Origin of the sequence: Cytobacillus sp. Hz8 (assembly GCF_042263505.1) — a bacterium.
Taxonomy (GTDB): domain Bacteria; phylum Bacillota; class Bacilli; order Bacillales; family Cytobacillaceae; genus Bacillus_BE.
In genome coordinates this window covers 259,772-278,341 of record NZ_JBHKFI010000003.1, presented here as the reverse complement: position 1 = coordinate 278,341, position 18,570 = coordinate 259,772, and the positions used below count along the sequence as shown (strand labels likewise).

The window sequence follows — 18,570 nt, the reverse complement described above, 5'->3', positions numbered from 1 at the left end:
TTTTTTTAATAAGTTAAACATCCAGCAATGACTATACCAATGGAAACCGACAGCAACATGAGGAAAAGGCCCACTGCTTGGTTATCCTCTTCAATACTTTGACTGACATTAAATCGTGGTGTCAGCCATTCAGCTAGGTAAAACACTACAATCTGGGCTACAATTCCGATGGCCCCCCATAAGGCCATATCCGACAGAGAAATCGAATTAGCTGCCGTGGAATACAAGACAATCGCAAGTCCAAGAAGTCTACCACCTAGGACATAACTCGCTGCCTTATTTCCTTTTGCCATTAAGGGAAATTCCTTAACCTTTGTGGTTATTTCCATAAGAAATAGTCCTACAAATAAAAGACCAAGTGAAACGACTAAATATAATAAGAAATTCGTCATTTACATTCCTCCTTTTTTTGAATTCCTACTGGTAAAAAGTAAGATTCATTTCCTGTAATTTTCTCGCCAGCGCGAATGCCGATACAACTTGCTTTACCAGCAATAAGAAAAGCCCCGAATACTAATGAAAGCTCCTCGTTTCCCTTTTCTGTTTCCAACGTAGCTGTAGGGAGAGGCACATATTGTTGAAAGACCGGAACTTCCTCTTTATAGGTTTGAAAGGAATTTTGAGCAGTAACATGGGTGAATTGATCCCAAATCGTTACGGTGTCTCCTTCTCTACCGAAAGCTGGTTTTTGAACATAAGAGCTCTGCCCGGAAAATTCCTCTGCTTCAAGGTAGGTGGGAAGCATATATTTCTTAATCCATTCCTGCTCTTCTTTTGTAAAATAAACCCCCTGTTCTGCAAGCCCCCATATTAAGCATTGGATTGTCTTTGGCTGTAGTAAAAAGGCAGAGACAGGATTCAATATCGACAGTTTCCCTGTTTGTACCAACTGTAATAAATCAATTCCAACCGATTCTCCTGTTAAGGGATCCCGATCATAAATCAGGTGTTCAAGAGGATAGGTTTGACGGTACAATACATCAATCGGAAAATCCTCATCATCAACAAGAATGCCGTCTATCATTCGAAGTGCGGATAATGGTACAGTTCGATTGTTAACCTGGCATAACTTGCTTAAATATTGGATGGTATTCCAGTCCTCAATATGATCAGAGTGGGCTGTGAACACAACGTTAGGTTCCCGTTTTCCTTTCGATGATTCAATTACTGCACGTGTGATTCCGGAAGAGAGTAGTCGTTCCCCGCTTTCATTTGGATCCAGGTAACCAAACTCCTTGCAAACCTGGCCGTTAATCTGAAAACATTCCACAATAAAAGTTGGTGTATCACTGTTGAACTCCAGCAACTTGAAACCATCTTCTGTTAACACAAAATCAAACCGACCGATTACCGTTTCAGGATAGAGAGTTTTCAACCTCAGAAATGGAAGACTCTCCGATGGATACCCCAATTCAAGCAGTTGTACATCTGAAAGACTTCGTAACAGATGGGCTGCTTTGAAGAAAACAGTGCCCATTCGTTCTGTGGCTTCATGTATAAGCTTGACGCTTTGTTCGGTTATAGAAAAAACGTGATAAAGGCTGTATTCGCTGTTGTATAAATCAGACCAAAAGCTTGGAAATTGTGAATAAAACCTTTTCCACTTTGATGAATAATGTGACATATTTAACCTCCAAATCCACCCTTAGAGCCACTTCCAAATCCACTTTTAAAGCTTGATGAGGATTTGTATGACTTATAAGCTGAGGATTTCAAGAGTGATGATTTATTGCGATAATAATTTCCTCCATAAAAAAAATGACCATAATGAGACGAGTGGGTTTCATCACATTGCCAGACCCCTTGATCATCGTCCCAGTCCCAGTCTCGACAGTTGCTGTCGTCTGGTTTGGGTGGGCGATCATTTGAACAGCCAGAAAGGGTGCCGGCTAGGAGGGAAGTGATGACACCAGTCACTAACCATTGGGTTTTCTTCAATGTTTCACGCTCCTTATTTATTTGATAATTTAATTATAAAAGTAAATCTAAGGAAAACAATGGTAAAATGAAAAGAAAAGAAAGAGGGATGAAATTTGAGGCTGGAATATCGAATGGATGAGGAATTTCAAAAGTTCCCTGCCCTTTGGAGTTATCAAAACTTAACGGTAAGTGAGGCCGTAGCTAGAATGTCTTGTGAATACTTCGTGAAAGAGGGAGAAACGTATCTGGTAACAGCCACAGCCATCGATCCTGATGGAACCACTGTCCTCTATGTAAAAAAGGAAAATCCCTACACAGATGTAACGGAGATAAATTATTCACATATAGGTTTTGAAGTAAGAGAACTTCAAAGAAACGGGTCTGTTCTAGTTGAGCAAAAGGAAGTTTGGAATCATGAAGAAGTATTGTCTGTTCTTCACTCCGACATTATTTACATTCAAAGAGAGGGAAGATGGTTAGAATTTACGCTTGATTCCAGGGAGATAGACGAGGACCGAAAATGTTATATTTATTACGGGAGCTTTACAGGAGAAACTCGATAAGACATACGATGTGATATTTTCTCTGTTCTAATTTGGTTTAGGTTTAGTACGGGGGGAATTTTAAAATTTTTTGTGAGTTTAGAATTTGTTTTCATTTTCAGTATCTTCTAGGCAAAATGTAAATCCTACGTTATATCCATAAGAAAATTCTTGAAGCTTTTGTATTTCATCGAGGTTAGCTAATCTAATCTTGTTTATTTTGAATACTGAACCAGGGTACGAAATAATAGATACATTGTTAAAAGCAATTTCTAAATCAGGATAATCATAAAATTAAAGCTACCTGCCAATGTAATTTTCTCACTGGTGTCCCTCATTTACATGTGTTACGGTGAACCTTATCATAAGTAAATGAGGTTTTCTAAAAAGAGTCAGTGGGAATTAATAAAGATTAAATAAAATATATTTTATAAGTTACATATTATTTACAGCTAAAAACCCCATTCGTTTCGAGTGAGGTTTTTAGCATTTTTAGTGATTTAAATGTATTTTTTCAAAATTTTATGTCGTTAATTCAGCATTTTTCCGGAACTATTTCTGATATACATGCTTGATATCTTCAGCCATGCGCGGCTTTAACTGGTATGTGCCTTTAAAAATAGAGGCCACTCCGGTAATGTTAACGACATTGTTTTCCTTATATTGTGCGGTGAAGCGATCATTATCAACACCTGAACGGTTATCCACACGGATACGTGTCGATGTATGACCGTGGACGGCATCAAATTCAAAGGTGCCATAGTTATCTGTTTGGGTAATATTTTTAACTCTTACATGCTTGAGGGTAACCAATTGTCCTTGGTTTGTTGAATCAACAGTATCTGCTACTTGTGGTGCTGGAAGCGCGTCTTGACCCTCATCTTCAGATTTTACAATATTTGAAAGTTCAATCTCATCATTATAAGTAGATTTGACCGCACTCAATTTCACCTTTTCCCCAAGCTTATAGCCTGCCTTGTTATCTCCTTGATATACATAAATTCCTCCTGTTGCATCTTGGAGATAGAAGCCTCCGCCTCCCCATGTGCCAGGATTAGATGTTACGACGCCTTCAACTGTTACAATTTCACCTTCCGCTGCTTGGCGGGCATCTGAAATGGAAATTTGTTCTGGTACTTGTATTTCGTATCCTGGAAGTGGTTCTACTGAAACATTTGCAATTGTCACTGCTTCTGTTGTACTATTCGTTCCGTTGATTTTTAACCGGAGATTAGCATCGCCTGTATAAGACGGATCTAACTTAATCGTAAGATCCTGATGGGCATGTCCTGTAGCATCCGCTGTTACATTAAATTTAGCACTGTATCCGGCACTGGTTGCCCAGACCCCATTATTTTGAAAGGTTGCCAACTGTTTGCCGCCTGGAGCATAGATGCCAACCTGTAAATTCGCAACGGTTTGACCAGGCTGCAAATCAGCAATATTTAAGCGAATTTGAAATTCCTGTTGGTTTGGAAGTGTTGCTTGGTGTTGAAAGGTATAATTAGGCTGAGATTGAACAGCTTTTGTGGAACCATAAGAACCTGCAGCAAAAGTTGATGAATCATACCACGTATAACCGCTAGTTGGGCTTGACCATGGTTCACTTTGAGGTTCTGTAGAATTTTGGGGAACCTCAAAATCGTGTAAAACTGTTTTCTCACTAAGCTGTAAGCCGGTTACTTGATCGAAGCTTGTATAATCTTCCTGTTTGGCCAACCAATTTATCGTATTGATCAGGTAAGTGCTATCTTGCCCTTCCGTTGAAAATCCGTCATAAGTCGTTTTTGACTTTCCAGTATCTTCACGAAGGTATTTGGGTGTCGCATCTTCCACAGGTGAAGAATCTCCTAAAAAGGCTGCTTTTCCTTTTCCAACCTTTGCGATCGCGGCAAATGCCCCTTCTGCAATACCGCCATTATCATACACACCCTGGTCTACTGCAGATTGCCAAGAAGGAGAGTTTTCCGGCATATAAATTAAGCCTTTGGCTTTTGTTGGATCAAGAATAGCAAGCGTTGAACCTGCGTGCATTTCAACAGTTGTAACGCCTTGTGTAATACCGAATGATTGGTCCGGTGTCACAACGGTTTCTCCGGAAGTAATATCGCCTAAGGCATTTGTGCGGAAACGGACACCAAAGTTTTCACCAAGCCAGTCAGAGCTGACTACCCCTTGCATAGCAGGTGAATTTGCTTCTTCTGTACTCATACCTTTAGTAGGATTATCCCAGGCACCGCGACGATATCCATTAAAAATCTCGCCTGAATCCCAACGGTTTAAGTTACGATCTGAATTATAGTGGTCACCGATAAAAAAGATGTTTCCTCCACCTTTAACATAATCCAACATCGCTTGTTGTTCAGAGGCTTTAAAAGGAATATTGGATTCACCTAGTACAAACACATTGTAATCTTTTAAATTATCCAAAGTAATCGGTGTTGTTTGTCTTAATTCCTTTACATCATAGCCCTGCCCAGCGATGGCGTTGGCAAAATCAGAAAAGCCACCATCAATTACCCAGTCAGCAGCACCGGCAGTTTCGCCATGAGTATTATCAAACAGTACTTTCCCCTTAAATGTTCCTTGGTGAGGAATAGAAGGGGCAGGATCAGCTGCTGTTTCAGCATTTGCTTTCTGTGCAAATGGCACCAGTATTGGAATGGCAATCAACAAGGTCATAAGCAGTTTAATAAATAGTTTGCTAGATTTCACAGTGTTTTCCTCCTTTTTAGTAATCGTTTAAAAAAGTTGCTGTTTTAGCATACCAATTACATATAAGGAGCGAAAAGGTTTTTATTAAAAATTTTACGAAATTTACAAATAATTAAAATAGTAAAACAAGGTTAGCGATTGGAGTTTACTGCAATCGCTAACCTTGTTTTTGATATGTTACCAGGTCACTTTCCAATTATGATTACAGCTTGCTTCTACTGCTTTTCTTTTAAGAAAATAATCGGCAAGCAGCTCTGTCATATCTGTTTGAATTTCCTTGATAACCGGTTTTTCTTTAAACATATCGAAGTCGCCTCCACCGCCAGCCCGGTAGTTATTCATTACGACTTCATATTGTTCCGAGAGACTAAGTGGCAAACCGTTGCGTGTCAATTTTTCTACCCGGGATCCAACCGGTTTTGCAATGTTTAATTGGTATTCAATTCCCTCCCACATATCATAGTTGTAATGTTGGGGCTTCGGCTCAGCAAACGTGGGATTTACCTGGATTCCCTTCTGTTCATCCATGATGAAATAGGTCGCGCACTTTTCTAATGCATCTTTTATATCCTGTCCGGAAATGCGGATCACCTTTAATGTATTTGGATAAATATAATTGGACACAATATCCCGCATCGTGACATTTTCAAAAAAACCTGGTGATTCATTGTGAAAGAGGGCAGTGTTGGAGATGTCAACTCCGGCTGCATCCATCTGAACTTTATTGATAAATTCAATTAATGGGTGGTCCGCCAGTCTGACAGCAAAGGTATCTTCAATTGACATATCTCCGATAATTTTTCCGATGGGCTGATCCAGCCACTCCTGCGTTTGTTTTTCATATTCTTTAGCTAACTCCAAAAGATCACTTTGAGCTGTAGTGATATCGTTCACTTCCACAAGCTCAGAAGACTTACTTATTAAATTCCACTTTCCATTATGAAGTTGAAATTGAAGGTTCACTTTTCCCAAAACTTGTCCATTAAATCCAGGCTGAACGATCGTTATTCCATTTAAATGAGAGGCAATTCTCCGATGCTGATGACCGGTTAGGAGCACATCAATTCCTTCGATTTCATTGCATATTTGGTAGCCTTGATTTTCACTAGTTAATGATTCAGTTGGCTCTCCTGATGCTATATCTCTTTCAAATCCTCCATGGTAGGAAACCACTAATAAATCAAATTCTTCATTTTCTCTTATGTATTTGACCCATTTTTTCGCAGTTTCAAAGACATCTTCAAACTTTAAGCCCCTGATATGGCTCGGGTTCTCCCAATTTGGAATATAATGCGTGGTTAAACCTAACACGGCAATTCGCAACCCATTGTCAAATTCCTTTATAAAATATGGCGTTCCGAATGCAGGCTTGTTCTTTTCTTCCTCGATAATATTCGCAGAAAGCCAGGGGAATGCAGATTCATCCACTGATTTGTATAGCAAACTCAGTCCATAATTGAATTCATGATTTCCAATTACCGCAGCATCATAATGCAAACGATTTAAAATGCTGATTATTGGATTTTTTTTCTCGTAAAGATATTTTGCAAAATGATAGGTTAATGGAGTTCCTTGAATCACGTCCCCATTATCAATAAGCAGTGTATAATCGGCTTGTTTTTTTTCTATGTTTATGAGGGTTGCTATCTTTGCTATTCCCGAATTCGTTTCAGTATTATTCCCATAGTTTATTGGAAAAATATTTCCATGTAAATCACTTGTTTCAAGAATGATTAATTCACATTGATCTTTTCGATTTTTCATTTTGTAACCTGCCTTTATCATTAGATAATTTCGAATTAATTATAGAGATTTATAAATTAAAAATCTTTAAAAAATACAAAATTAGAAATGTTTTACGAATAATTTACAACATTTTAATATTCATATGTTAATCTTTCACTTGCAACAAAAATTTATTCGTGATGGAGGTTACAAATGTTTAAGTTTAAAAAAATCGCAGCAATGGGAATGTCACTAACACTAGCTGCGGGTATTCTAGGTGCATGTTCATCTAAGGAAAGTTCGAACAACGCGTCAAATGACAATGGGTATATTCCCAAAACGTTAACTGTACAATTCGTTCCATCACAAAATGCAGGTACATTAGAAGCAAAAGCCAAACCATTAGAAAAGCTTCTAGGCGATAAACTGGGTATACCTGTAAAAGTAAGTGTTTCAACGGACTACAACACGATTATCGAAGCGATGGCATCAAAGAAAGTAGACGTTGGGTTTTTACCGCCAACTGCATACGTAATGGCTCATGATAAAGGTGCTGCAAATGTACTGCTTCAAGCACAACGCTATGGGGTTGATGATCAAACCGGCCAGCCTACAAAAGATTTGGTAGATTGGTATAAATCCGAGTTCATTGTGAAAAAAGATTCCAAAATAAATAGTATTAAAGATTTAAAAGGGAAAAAGATAGCATTCCAAGATGTTACTTCTTCTGCGGGATATGTATGGCCGGCTGCTTCTCTAATGGATGCCGGTATTGATCCTACAAAAGATGTGCAAGGAGTTACGGTGAAGGGTCACGATCAAGCCGTGATCGCTCTTCTGAATGGAGATGTAGATGCCGCAGTTATTTTCCAGGATGCGCGAAATATTGTCACAAAGGATTATCCAAAGGTATTTGATGATACAAAAATCATTGAATTCACACAAAAAATTCCAAATGATACGATTTCTGTACGTTCCGACATGGACAAGGATTGGGTAAAGAAAATTCAGGATGCTTTTGTTGAAATCGGCCAGGATCCAAATGGGAAAAAAATAATTGAAGATATTTACTCACATGAAGGTTATACACCATCAAGCGATAAAGTTTTTGATATCGTTCGGGATTATTCCAAAAAAGTAAAAACAGAGTAGGGAGTAAATATCAACAACAAGCCAGTAGTGAAAAAGATACTGGCTTGGCTTTTTTTTTGCTTACCCTTAGAAGAGTTTATTTCTAAAGAAAGTTGGTATAGAAGTGATTGAATTTAAAAACGTCTCCAAGACATATCCTAATGGGTTTCAAGCATTAAAAAATATTAACCTAAAAATAGAAAAAGGCGAGTTCGTAGTCATTGTCGGGTTATCTGGTGCAGGTAAATCGACGCTGCTGCGCTCGATCAATAGATTAAATGAAATTACAGAGGGTGAGATCTTAATAGATGGAAAGTCTATTACCAATGCTAAAGGTTCATCCTTAAGGAGGATTCGCCGCGATATCGGGATGATTTTCCAAAGCTTCAATCTGGTCAAAAGAAGCACTGTTCTTCGCAATGTTTTGTCGGGCCGCGTTGGCTATCATTCAACATTACGGACCATTCTGGGATTATTTCCAAAAGAGGATGAAAACCTTGCATTTGATGCTCTTGATCGCGTAAATATTTTAGATAAAGCCTACACAAGGGCTGATCAATTGTCTGGCGGGCAGCAGCAGCGAGTCTCGATTGTTCGTGCATTGGCGCAAGAAGCCAAGATTATTTTAGCTGATGAGCCTGTTGCTTCTCTTGATCCATTAACAACCAAACAGGTAATGGATGATTTAAAAAGAATTAATCAGGAATTGGGGATCACAACGATTGTTAATCTCCATCATGTTGACTTAGCAAGAGAATATGCAACAAGAATTATTGGTATGCGTGCCGGAGAAATTGTTTACGATGGAATAGCAACGGAAGCTAAAGAAGATACATTTTCCGAAATTTATGGAAGTGAAGGCAAAGAGAGTGAGTTAATAGGAGAGAGAGCTATATGAATCCAGAACTAAAACAAGTCATTCCCAAACCCCCTAGCAAGATGAAAGGATATGTGTCCGCCTTACTTGTCATTTTGCTGATTTGGGGAAGTTCTGTAAAAACAGGCTCCTCACCAGGCGAGTTGATTGAAGGTTTCCCTAATATGATGGATCTTTTAAAACAAATGTTTCCGCCTAAATGGGGGTATTTTAGTAATATAATGGATGCCATGCTTGAAACAATCCGAATGGCAGTCATAGGTACTACTTTTGGAGCCATCATTTCCATACCTGTTGCGCTATTTTCTGCCAGCAACCTTGTACAAACTACTTGGATTTCTTATCCGGTAAGGTTCATTCTTAACTTAATACGGACAATACCTGATTTACTGTTGGCGTCCATTTTTGTGGCTATTTTTGGGCTTGGGTCTTTACCTGGTATTCTTGCCTTAACTGTTTTCTCGGTTGGATTAATAGCAAAATTAACCTATGAAGCTATTGAATCCATCGATTCCGGGCCGCTCGAAGCGATGGTTGCCGTTGGAGCCAATAAAATCCAATTAATTGTTTTTGGAGTCATTCCTCAAGTTTTGGCTTATTTTATCTCCTATATTCTTTTTACTTTTGAAATTAATGTGCGAGCTGCAGCGGTCTTAGGGCTTGTGGGTGCCGGAGGAATCGGTTTGTTTTATAATAAGACACTTGGATTTCTTGAATACGATAAAGTTTGTACAATCATCATCTTTACGTTAATTGTCGTATTATTAATAGACTATATTAGTACAAAATTACGGGAGAAATTATTATGAGCGAAACTCTAAGAAGAATCCCAAAGCCGAAGAGAAATAAATTTGGTCTCTTGTTTATTTATATTGCCATAATCCTGATCTACATTTGGGCTTTTGTCGGCATGGGTGTACCTGAAGTAAAACCAACCGCCGGTCAGATCTCAAAATCCATTTTTAAGGGGATCTTTCATCCGGATTGGGGCTATATTTCTCAGCCGGGCGGAGAAGATTTGCTCCATGGCTTACTCGATACGTTAGCGATTGCGGTATTGGGGACTTTTATCTCAGCTCTCCTCTGTATTCCATTTGCCTTTTGGGCAGCGCTTAATATGAGCAAAGGCATCGTCATTTCAGGATCAGGTAAATTTGTTCTTAGTTTTATTCGGACGTTTCCAGAGCTCGTGATGGCGATAATGTTTATCAAAGCAGTTGGACCTGGCTCTTTTGCCGGGGCCTTGTCATTAGGCTTGCACTCCATCGGAATGCTAGGGAAATTGTTCTCTGAGGAAGTTGAAAATATGGACCTGGGTCCTACGGAGGCTTTAATGGCATCAGGGGCCAATCGCTTTCAAACCCTCTGGTTTGCAGTTATACCCCAGGTGATCCCTGGATTTATATCCTATACCCTATACCGATTTGAAATAAATGTCCGTTCGGCTACCATTCTTGGAGTGATAGGTGCTGGAGGAATTGGTACTCCCCTTATTTTCGCTTTAACTTCAAGAGATTGGAATCGAGTTGGTGTTATCCTTTTAGGAATTATTGTCATGGTTACATTAATTGACCTTATATCTGGTCACTTGAGAAAGGAAATTATTTAACTTGTCAGTTTAAACAAAAAAGAACTCATTTAGGTCCGTTACGGTAAACCGTATCATAAGTAAATGAGGTTTGCTTAAAAATGAAGATATAGGTGATTTTTGGAGAAGTCGAAAGGGTGGTCGTTTGTTAAATGAAAAACACTAAATAAGTAACAGTATGCTGTGATGTTGAGTGATACCCGTAAAAATATAATAGAAAACTGCCCAACAATAGTCATCAGGGCAGTTTTTTTAGTCAGAAAGAAGTATTCAGTCAGGAAAAGGAGTTTATATACCTTACCAATTACCTTTAAATTTTCGTTGTTCCAGAGTTTTTCCGGGTGAACAGGATACCGAGAATAATGGCTAAAAACGTTAGAGCAATGGTTAACAGTAATGTTTTCAAGTAGTATTCATTCCCAGTTTCAGCCATTAACTGAACGCTGTAATCAGCTAGTTTCCACGGTGAGATGTTCCAGTATTTACCGATCAACGATTCAATCATAATGGCAACTGGCAGAGTAATAATGGTGAAGGTCGTTGCAAGTGCTGTCTTAAACATTGCGCTAAACATAAGGGCAATAGCTGTTGCAAATAAAATCCATACACAATAAGACATGACCATTTGAATAAATGCTATAGCATTTACTGAACCATATAAAATCGATGTATAATACATACTGCCTGCATAGCCTAAAATAGCACTGAGCATTCCCAACATACTTGCAACAGTCCATTTACTCATAAACAAGGCAATAAAGGAAATGGGCCTCACATATATAAGGGTTGCTGTGCCGTTTTGCCGTTCGCGATTAATCATCCCAGCAGCCGTGATGACGAGCACAATAAGGCCTATAGATTGGAATTGTCCAGTGGAAGCCTTCAGAATATCTATTGGTGCATAATCTGGCAATGTAACAGAGAACCCTTCTGGTAAATTACCGACAGAGTTTAAAATGTCTTCCATATAATAATTCGTTAACGGATCTGAAATACCTAGGAAAATAAATAGTAATGGCATCCACAAAAATTTAAAACTTCGCCAGCTTTCACGAAATTCTTTTTGAAGTAGTACAGTGAAAGTTTTCATTGTCCAACCACCTTCATAAAAATTTCTTCAAGTGTCATTGTTACTCGTTCCACTTTTAATATAGAAAATGGCAAAACAACGAGCTGGGACATTAATTGCTGCATCGTAGGAAAGTTACCTTTTATTTCGATAAAGACATAATAGTCTTCCACTACGGTTGGTAATGGTGATTGGGAAGCAAAGTGCAATGCCTCGTCCTTACTTGAAAATTGAACCTTATAGCGGAATGAATCGAATTTTGCACGTATGTTCTTTAAAGAACCTTGCTCTACTAATCTTCCTTTTTTTAAAAAGAGCAGCTGGTCTGTCATTTCCTCGGCGTCATTTAAAATGTGTGTAGAATACAAAATTGTTGATTGCTGTTGCAATTGTTTTAATAAATTTATCATTTCCCGTCTTCCGACTGGATCAAGAGCGGATACGGGTTCGTCTAATACAAGAAGATTTGGTTTGTGGACGATGGCTTGAGCAATGCCAAGCCGTTGTTTCATCCCACCTGAAAAGGTTGCAGTTTTTTTAAGCATATCGTTCTTCAATCCAACAAAATCTAATACACTTTCTGCTTGTTTTTTTGCATCCCTATTTGGTACACCGTTTAGCTTTGCAGTCATTTCGGTAAATTCTAATGCAGTTAACCAAGGATAAAAATTGGGGTATTGAGGTAAAAATCCAATTTCCTTCCGAATATCTTGTACATTTTGCATGCTAACAGATCCATTTGTAGGTTTTAGTAAACCGGTTAGCATGGATAAAGTGGTCGTTTTTCCAGCACCATTGGGCCCAATTAATGCTGTGGAAGTACCTGCTTCAAGTGTGAATGACAAATCTGATACTACCTTTTCTGTACCAAAAACCTTCGTTAGATGCTGCACTGTAATCATGAGGTTTTTCTCCCAAAAATAAAGTAAAGAATCGGTCCAATGATACTGACGAATATGATCACAATAGCCCAAACCCATTTTGGACCGTTTGTTGCATGAATACGTGCTAAATCGATTAGTGCAACAATAAGCAAAATAGCTTCAATAGCAATTAATGGGGCGACTAACGCCCAATTGATAGCTGCCATTATAAATTCACCTCTACTTTTAAATGATCGGCCAAATTACGAATCATCTCTTTATAGCTTGATTGTTCTTTTAAAGCATCAAATGCAGGATTTTGTACAATCGAATGAACTAAATCCCTTTTGATCGATTGTTCATCCCGAGGTGCTTCACTGCTTAGTTGTGATGTGTTTTCAATCCATTGTGACAATAAATAGAAGTAGGAATTTCCCTTTAGCTTAATAGAAAACTGAATTTTTTTACAAAGTTTTACGTAATTCTGGAGCATTTCTATTGCCTGGTCAAATTGACCTTTCATAGTATAAACGGTTGCTGCCCTATAATAAAAAATAAGTACAGCATTAAAATTTAGATTCTCTAAATCAAACAGTCGTATGAGTTCTTGAATTTTATAAATCGTTTCATCTAAATAATCTATATTTTCCAATTCGAGCATTAAAACTTCCGTTGCATTTGATATGAGCTGCATTAAATTTTGATAATAGCTGATTTGAATAATTTCTTTTGCTTTTTCTGAATTGCCGAGCATGGTATGTGCTGTAGAAATAAGATGATCTGCGCCGAGTTGTATTTGGACATCCTTTCCTAGTAATGCTAATACCTCTTCTGGCTTCCCTAGTTGTAAATATACGAGGGCTTCCAACATCGTTGCTTCATTTACTAATGAGAAATCTCCGCTTAAAGTTTTTACTCTTGAACAAAGCTGCAAGATACGTTCCAGAGTGGATTGTTGGTCAGTAGACTTTGGAAAGTAATTTAAATACAGTTGTGCCATTTTAAGAACAAATGGAAAACAAGAATAATATTCATTTAAAAGCTCCTCTATTGATTTTTCCACTTGATCAAATGTCTTTTCAGAGAATTGCTGTGCCAGTTGTGAATATATTCGGCTGATTTGTTCCTTTGTCAATTGAGGTTTGTATCCTAATAATGTATCGATGGAAATGTTGAAGTATGTTGCCAATTTTGGCAATAACGTAATATCAGGATAGCTTTGCCCCTTTTCCCATTTGGAAACGGCTGCCCTCGATACCCCTACATATTCGGCAATTTGTTCTTGAGTGGCCTTTAGTTCTTTTCGACGATTCGCAAACATGGTTGAAAATTGAAAGTGTTCCATCTCAGGTCATCTCCTCTTACTCTAACTATAATGTAAAAATAGCTGATTTAGTAGCGAATATAAGTTACATTTTGGTACTTTTGTCAACTACAAGTTGACTTTCGTAAAAGGAGCTAAAAATGCGATCTAAATTTAATATTGTTAACCTCACTTAGATTCATCACGGTGAACCGTACCATAAGTAAATGAGGTTATTTTATGTCAATTAATCTACCGTTTTATAGTGGCTTAATTTAGAAAAATATAAAGTTTGTGTTTCCTAACCAGAAAAGTCTGCACAATACTTGCCGTCTTGTAAAAGAGAAAATTGAAGAAGAAATGGGGGTGAAATGAAGTGTTTACTGAACTCAATTTTTATCAGTTTCATTCCCACTTATTACATTTTTCGTACTTGGTCCTGTACTTGTACTTTTAGCAGTTGGAGTAATTTGGCGAAATTTTAGCTTTCCTATTCTTTGCTCGTAACAAAATATACATATTTAAAACTAACCCGATTTTATGTAAATAAATAGGCATTTTACGCCTAGCGCTTGATATTACTGCTTTCTTATTTTAAATTCCGATTAAAAACTCGTTGTTTAGTGCATATGCACAATATTATTTGTCGAATTATCAATTGTTAGAGGAGCATTATCAAACTAAAATGAAGGTGTAGTTAAATGAAAGGGCTTTTATGAAAGCGTTTAAAATGCGGTCACCAGTAGATAGAAAACGAAGAGTCTGCAAAGACCTGAAATGAATTATTGTGCAAACTCTTAATAAATCAATTAGATTTACAAATTAAATGAATTTCCAATTCAAGAAAGATAAAAGCACCTTTCATAGAAAAATGATTCATATAACAACTAGGAGGAAGTAATATGACAACAGCCATAGATATTAGCTGGATTGGCGCGTTAAGTGGTCTTGCGCTGGCAATTATTTTGATATTGTTTAAGTTGGCGCCAACTTATTCATTAATTTTGGGGGCAATTGTTGGCGCTTTCATTGGAGGAGCGAACTTTGCTGATGCAATTTCAATCCTAATTACAGGAACAGAAAGTGTACAGGGGACAGTTATTCGTATTATCGCTGCAGGTATTTTTGCTGGTGTCATGATGGAATCTGGTGCAGCGGAAAGTATTGCGAAAGCGATTGTAGATAAACTTGGCGGGACAAAGACAATGCTGTCACTTGCACTTGCTACTATGATCATCACGGCAGTAGGGGTATTCATTCCAGTTGCGGTATTGATTGTTGCACCAATTGCATTATCTGTAGGTAACAAAATGGGATATTCAAAAGTGGCGTTGCTGGTTGCATTGTCAGGTGGCGGTAAAGCAGGTAACATAATATCTCCTAACCCGAATACCATTGCAGCAGCGGGCGGTTTCAATCTTGACGTTAACCAAGTCATGATTGGTGGACTTGTTCCTGCAATTCTTGGAGTAGTTGTTACGGTTATTATTGCATCTATAATTAAGTTTAAAGGTTCAAAAGTAACAGATGCTGAAGCTGCCGAATTAGAGCAGGCCAGCTCCACAAATCTTCCTGCCTTATCAAAAGCTTTGGTAACTCCTGCTATCGCGATTGTTTTATTGATGATTAGTCCAATCGGTTCGATGATAGGTATTGATGCGCTTGCGAAATTTAAAATAGATTCATTGTTTATCCTGCCGTTTGCAGGTGTAGTGGGTGCCTTGGCACTTGGTAAGAAAAAGCAACTGTTGGATTATTGTACAGCTGGGCTAAATCGAATGACGCCAACCATTCTGATCATTATTGGTGCAGGTGCGATAGGTGGTTTAATTACTGTATCAGACCTGCCTGAACAAGTTGTTGCTTTAGTTGAGACTTCTGGACTTTCTGGAACGTTCCTTGCTCCAATTGCAGGTATATTAATGGCAGCAGCAACTGCTTCCACATCAACAGGTGTTATTTTAGCAACTGGTTCTTTCTCTGATGCGATTTTAAATACAGGGGTTGCACCTTTGGCAGCTGCAGTTATGACTCATGCTGGAGCTACGGTGATCGACCATCTGCCACACGGAACTTACTTCCATGTTACACGTAATGCAATGAACATGAGCATGAAAGACAGAATGAAGGTTGTCGCATTTGAAAGTATAGTAGGTATAACAATGACGATTGTAGCGGTAGTACTATACGGATTTATTTTATAAAAGATAGGAGTATATAGAATGGGGAAAACATTTTTGTTGGCACCTGATTCATTTAAAGAAAGCATGACGGCAAAGGAAGTTTGCGAAGCAATGGAAATCGGCATAAAAAGAGCTATTACGGATGCTATATGCATTCATGTACCAATGGCAGATGGCGGTGAGGGTACCGTCCAGTCACTGGTAGATGCAACTGGGGGCACATTGATAAAGAAAGAAGTTACCGGTCCACTTGGCACACCAGTAATGGCACAATATGGAATTCTCGGAGATGGCAAGACAGGTGTTATTGAAATGGCATCAGCCAGTGGAATTCATTATATTACGAAAGAAACAAAAAATCCTTTAATTACAACTACCTTTGGAACTGGAGAATTAATTAGAGCTTGTATTGAACAAGGTATTACGGATATTATCCTAGGAATCGGTGGAAGTGCTACGAATGATGGTGGTACTGGAATGGCAGCAGCACTAGGATATAAATTCTTGGATAAAAGCGGAAAAGAGTTGCCGTTAGGGGGCGGTTATTTAGGGGATCTCGATACGATTGATACATTTAATGTGCTTCCTGAATTAAAAAATATTAAAATTTTGGTTGCATCAGACGTAACGAATCCATTGTGCGGAGAACGAGGTGCATCAGCTGTTTTTGGTCCTCAAAAGGGTGCGACTCCTGAAATGGTTCAAATTTTAGATTGTAATTTAAGGCACTATGCTAAAATCGTAAAAGAGCAGATTGGAATCGACATAATAGATGTACCTGGTGCTGGTGCTGCTGGCGGTCTTGGCGGAGGATTGCTTGCATTTACTAATTCCAAAATGAAAAAAGGAATTGAAATTGTTATCGAGTATACAAATTTAAAAGAAAAGCTGCAAAATGTGGATTATTGCTTTACAGGCGAAGGCGGCATCGATTTCCAAACAAAATTTGGAAAGGCCCCTTACGGAGTTGCCCAGGCAGCCAAAAGTGTTAACAGTGGCATTAAAGTAATTGCACTAGCAGGCTATGTTGGGCAGGATGTTGAAACTTTATATGATGAAGGTTTTGACGCCATTTTTGGCATAGTTCCGGGAGCGGCAGATATTGATACTTTGCTCGTAAAAGGCAAGGAAAATGTTAGCCGCACATCCGAAAGCATCGCTCGTTTATTAAAATAAAATGAAAAACAACACATCAGATATTGGTGTGTTGTTTTTCATTTCATCCGATTAATAAGTATAAAGATTAGTTCCACGAGTTCCAATATATTCTTTGGATCTTTGCCGGTAATTTTACAAATCCTGTTTAATCTGTAATTCAATGTATTTCTGTGGATAATGAGCCGGTTGGCAGTTTCATTGGTGTTCAAGTTACAGCTTAGATAAACCTGCAAAGTTTTTATCAATTCATCATTTTTATCAAGTAAATTGACTTGCATTTCTGCTTTTAAATTTTTCCTTTGGAATTCGGCCATATCAGCGATGAATTCACATCTCGAATAGGAAATGACTTTTTCATTTAAAAAAACACCCTTCAATACTCGCATAGCTGATTTGGCCTGCAAGATTCCCTCAGAAATTTTATCATTCATTTTGCTAATGGAAATGAAAGCATCTGGAAATTGTTTTTCAATCTGCTGTTGCAGTAATTCAATCTTATTAGCTTCCTGAACTATAATACAATACGAATGATTGGATGTTTTAAAGGAAGGAAAATTATTAAGGATTTCCTTATCAATCTTATAAGGAAATTCCACATACACGATTTGGGAAGGTTTATTTATCCTGATACCATAGTTTAATGCCTTGTCAGTAATTTCTTTCGTAAATATTGTTTCTGGATCTGTAATTAAGTTAAAAAACTCCTGTTTTAAGTTCTTTTCCAGATTCTCCTTTTTCAGTGAAATGCTTTGTTCGATTAATAAAATAACTGCAGACTTAACAAGGTTAGCGAATGGTCTTGTTTCCTTAACCTCGCCGCTGATACCTACCACTCCGATAATGGTATCATTCAATTCGATTGGCAAGTTAATACCCTTTTTTACGAACTCTTCATCCTTTTTAATTTCTATTATTTTCTTTTGTTTTATGGCAGCCACCGCCCCTTGGTGCACTGTACCAATCCTTTCTTTATTTCCACTCCCGATAATAACGCCTGTTTTATCCATTATATTAATATTAAAAGGAATATCTTTCATCATTTTATTAACAATGTTTTGAGCCAGATTTTGTGTCAATTCATACATAGCTATTGCTCCTTGATTATCACTTGTATAAATTATATTATCACTATATAACTCCGAAAAATAAATATATAAACGAAAACAATACGAGAAGATATTAAAAAAATGGTAGAAGGTAAAACGCTTGAGGCATGTCTGGTTCAATTACTAAAAGACCCAGTGAAGTTTTGACGAAGAGAGGAACACCTTTTCTCTTTTTTGGGTTTCTCATCTCTTCCATCCCCTTAAAGCTTCTCTTCCAAAAAATAATAAAAATGTTAGCCATCTTCAGTATAACTATGGATAGATTATAAAAGGATAAAATCAGGGAAATACCTCATTTAGATGTACTAAGGTGAACCTTACCATAAATAGAGTATTTTTTTGGCTCATTTTTACTTATCGTTATTAAAAGTCCTGCAATACCTGAGGTAA

At 37.8% G+C, this 18,570-nt stretch carries 17 protein-coding genes; 7 read left to right on the top strand and 10 right to left on the bottom strand.

Annotation, left to right across the window (positions count from 1 at the left end):
* Window positions 1-5: 5 nt before the first annotated feature.
* Genes ACE38V_RS06390 through ACE38V_RS06380 form a run of 3 tightly spaced genes read right to left on the bottom strand, consistent with a single transcriptional unit; the run spans window position 6 to window position 1,938 of the window.
* Window positions 6-392: a DUF350 domain-containing protein gene (locus tag ACE38V_RS06390; protein WP_375840369.1), complete on the bottom strand. Its 387-nt coding sequence runs from the start codon at window positions 390-392 to the stop codon at window positions 6-8.
* A complete protein-coding gene (locus ACE38V_RS06385; RefSeq protein WP_375840368.1) occupies window positions 389-1,624 on the bottom strand; it encodes a glutathionylspermidine synthase family protein in 1,236 nt (411 codons plus the stop codon). The genes ACE38V_RS06390 and ACE38V_RS06385 overlap by 4 nt, the downstream gene beginning before the upstream one ends.
* 2 nt (window positions 1,625-1,626) lie before the next feature.
* Complete coding sequence (locus ACE38V_RS06380; RefSeq protein ID WP_375840367.1) at window positions 1,627-1,938, bottom strand: hypothetical protein; 312 nt, start codon at window positions 1,936-1,938, stop codon at window positions 1,627-1,629.
* Window positions 1,939-2,033: 95 nt separating this feature from the next.
* Between ACE38V_RS06380 and ACE38V_RS06375 the strand changes: the two genes are divergently transcribed.
* Window positions 2,034-2,483 carry a hypothetical protein gene (locus tag ACE38V_RS06375; protein WP_375840366.1) on the top strand — a complete coding sequence of 150 codons (450 nt, stop codon included), beginning with the start codon at window positions 2,034-2,036 and terminating at the stop codon, window positions 2,481-2,483.
* A gap of 531 nt (window positions 2,484-3,014) precedes the next feature.
* On the opposite strand, the gene ACE38V_RS06370 is transcribed toward ACE38V_RS06375, so the two are convergent.
* Both ACE38V_RS06370 and ACE38V_RS06365 read right to left on the bottom strand, forming a co-directional pair.
* On the bottom strand, window positions 3,015-5,177 hold the full coding sequence (locus ACE38V_RS06370; RefSeq protein ID WP_375840365.1) for a DUF5689 domain-containing protein: 2,163 nt from the start codon (window positions 5,175-5,177) through the stop codon (window positions 3,015-3,017).
* A gap of 177 nt (window positions 5,178-5,354) precedes the next feature.
* Window positions 5,355-6,941, bottom strand: coding sequence for a bifunctional metallophosphatase/5'-nucleotidase (locus ACE38V_RS06365; protein WP_375840364.1), 1,587 nt, complete (start codon window positions 6,939-6,941; stop codon window positions 5,355-5,357).
* 174 nt (window positions 6,942-7,115) lie between these two features.
* Between ACE38V_RS06365 and ACE38V_RS06360 the strand changes: the two genes are divergently transcribed.
* From ACE38V_RS06360 to phnE (ACE38V_RS06345), 4 genes are all read left to right on the top strand, one after another.
* The gene (locus tag ACE38V_RS06360) at window positions 7,116-8,054 is read left to right on the top strand and encodes a phosphate/phosphite/phosphonate ABC transporter substrate-binding protein (protein ID WP_375840363.1); all 939 of its coding nucleotides are present in this window, start codon (window positions 7,116-7,118) and stop codon (window positions 8,052-8,054) included.
* A 103-nt stretch (window positions 8,055-8,157) separates the two neighbouring features.
* Entirely contained in the window at window positions 8,158-8,931 is a 774-nt protein-coding gene (gene phnC, locus ACE38V_RS06355) for a phosphonate ABC transporter ATP-binding protein (protein ID WP_375840362.1), read from the top strand.
* Entirely contained in the window at window positions 8,928-9,719 is a 792-nt protein-coding gene (gene phnE / locus ACE38V_RS06350) for a phosphonate ABC transporter, permease protein PhnE (RefSeq protein ID WP_375840361.1), read from the top strand. The genes phnC and phnE (ACE38V_RS06350) overlap by 4 nt, the downstream gene beginning before the upstream one ends.
* The gene (gene phnE / locus ACE38V_RS06345; protein WP_375840360.1) at window positions 9,716-10,519 is read left to right on the top strand and encodes a phosphonate ABC transporter, permease protein PhnE; all 804 of its coding nucleotides are present in this window, start codon (window positions 9,716-9,718) and stop codon (window positions 10,517-10,519) included. Before phnE (ACE38V_RS06350) ends, phnE (ACE38V_RS06345) begins: the two co-directional genes overlap by 4 nt.
* Window positions 10,520-10,808: 289 nt before the next feature.
* Here the strand turns inward: phnE (ACE38V_RS06345) and ACE38V_RS06340 are convergent, their stop codons facing one another.
* From ACE38V_RS06340 to ACE38V_RS06325, 4 genes are read right to left on the bottom strand one after another with little or no spacing between them, the layout of a single operon-like run.
* Window positions 10,809-11,588, bottom strand: coding sequence for an ABC transporter permease (locus ACE38V_RS06340; RefSeq protein WP_375840359.1), 780 nt, complete (start codon window positions 11,586-11,588; stop codon window positions 10,809-10,811).
* Window positions 11,585-12,469 carry an ABC transporter ATP-binding protein gene (locus ACE38V_RS06335; protein WP_375840358.1) on the bottom strand — a complete coding sequence of 295 codons (885 nt, stop codon included), beginning with the start codon at window positions 12,467-12,469 and terminating at the stop codon, window positions 11,585-11,587. The genes ACE38V_RS06340 and ACE38V_RS06335 overlap by 4 nt, the downstream gene beginning before the upstream one ends.
* Entirely contained in the window at window positions 12,466-12,657 is a 192-nt protein-coding gene (locus tag ACE38V_RS06330) for a PLD nuclease N-terminal domain-containing protein (RefSeq protein WP_375840357.1), read from the bottom strand. Before ACE38V_RS06330 ends, ACE38V_RS06335 begins: the two co-directional genes overlap by 4 nt.
* Window positions 12,657-13,775, bottom strand: coding sequence for a helix-turn-helix domain-containing protein (locus ACE38V_RS06325; RefSeq protein ID WP_375840356.1), 1,119 nt, complete (start codon window positions 13,773-13,775; stop codon window positions 12,657-12,659). Before ACE38V_RS06325 ends, ACE38V_RS06330 begins: the two co-directional genes overlap by 1 nt.
* 860 nt (window positions 13,776-14,635) lie before the next feature.
* Between ACE38V_RS06325 and ACE38V_RS06320 the strand changes: the two genes are divergently transcribed.
* Window positions 14,636-15,937, top strand: a complete 1,302-nt coding sequence (locus ACE38V_RS06320) for a GntP family permease (RefSeq protein ID WP_375840355.1) — start codon at window positions 14,636-14,638, stop codon at window positions 15,935-15,937.
* Window positions 15,938-15,955: 18 nt separating this feature from the next.
* Window positions 15,956-17,092, top strand: a complete 1,137-nt coding sequence (locus ACE38V_RS06315) for a glycerate kinase family protein (RefSeq protein ID WP_375840354.1) — start codon at window positions 15,956-15,958, stop codon at window positions 17,090-17,092.
* A 38-nt stretch (window positions 17,093-17,130) separates the two neighbouring features.
* Here the strand turns inward: ACE38V_RS06315 and ACE38V_RS06310 are convergent, their stop codons facing one another.
* Window positions 17,131-18,159: a CdaR family transcriptional regulator gene (locus ACE38V_RS06310; protein WP_375840353.1), complete on the bottom strand. Its 1,029-nt coding sequence runs from the start codon at window positions 18,157-18,159 to the stop codon at window positions 17,131-17,133.
* Between the last annotated feature and the right edge of the window lie 411 nt (window positions 18,160-18,570).

Bases quoted from the DNA above. Each gene is read 5' to 3' on its own strand.
- ACE38V_RS06365 (WP_375840364.1), bottom strand. From the start codon at position 6,941: ATGAAAAATCGAAAAGATCAATGTGAATTAATCATTCTTGAAACAAGT.
- ACE38V_RS06325 (WP_375840356.1), bottom strand. From the start codon at position 13,775: ATGGAACACTTTCAATTTTCAACCATGTTTGCGAATCGTCGAAAAGAA.
- ACE38V_RS06315 (WP_375840354.1), top strand. From the start codon at position 15,956: ATGGGGAAAACATTTTTGTTGGCACCTGATTCATTTAAAGAAAGCATG.
- phnE (WP_375840361.1), top strand. From the start codon at position 8,928: ATGAATCCAGAACTAAAACAAGTCATTCCCAAACCCCCTAGCAAGATG.
- ACE38V_RS06320 (WP_375840355.1), top strand. From the start codon at position 14,636: ATGACAACAGCCATAGATATTAGCTGGATTGGCGCGTTAAGTGGTCTT.
- ACE38V_RS06390 (WP_375840369.1), bottom strand. From the start codon at position 392: ATGACGAATTTCTTATTATATTTAGTCGTTTCACTTGGTCTTTTATTT.
- ACE38V_RS06330 (WP_375840357.1), bottom strand. From the start codon at position 12,657: ATGGCAGCTATCAATTGGGCGTTAGTCGCCCCATTAATTGCTATTGAA.
- ACE38V_RS06335 (WP_375840358.1), bottom strand. From the start codon at position 12,469: ATGATTACAGTGCAGCATCTAACGAAGGTTTTTGGTACAGAAAAGGTA.
- ACE38V_RS06360 (WP_375840363.1), top strand. From the start codon at position 7,116: ATGTTTAAGTTTAAAAAAATCGCAGCAATGGGAATGTCACTAACACTA.
- ACE38V_RS06385 (WP_375840368.1), bottom strand. From the start codon at position 1,624: ATGTCACATTATTCATCAAAGTGGAAAAGGTTTTATTCACAATTTCCA.
- ACE38V_RS06310 (WP_375840353.1), bottom strand. From the start codon at position 18,159: ATGTATGAATTGACACAAAATCTGGCTCAAAACATTGTTAATAAAATG.
- phnE (WP_375840360.1), top strand. From the start codon at position 9,716: ATGAGCGAAACTCTAAGAAGAATCCCAAAGCCGAAGAGAAATAAATTT.
- ACE38V_RS06340 (WP_375840359.1), bottom strand. From the start codon at position 11,588: ATGAAAACTTTCACTGTACTACTTCAAAAAGAATTTCGTGAAAGCTGG.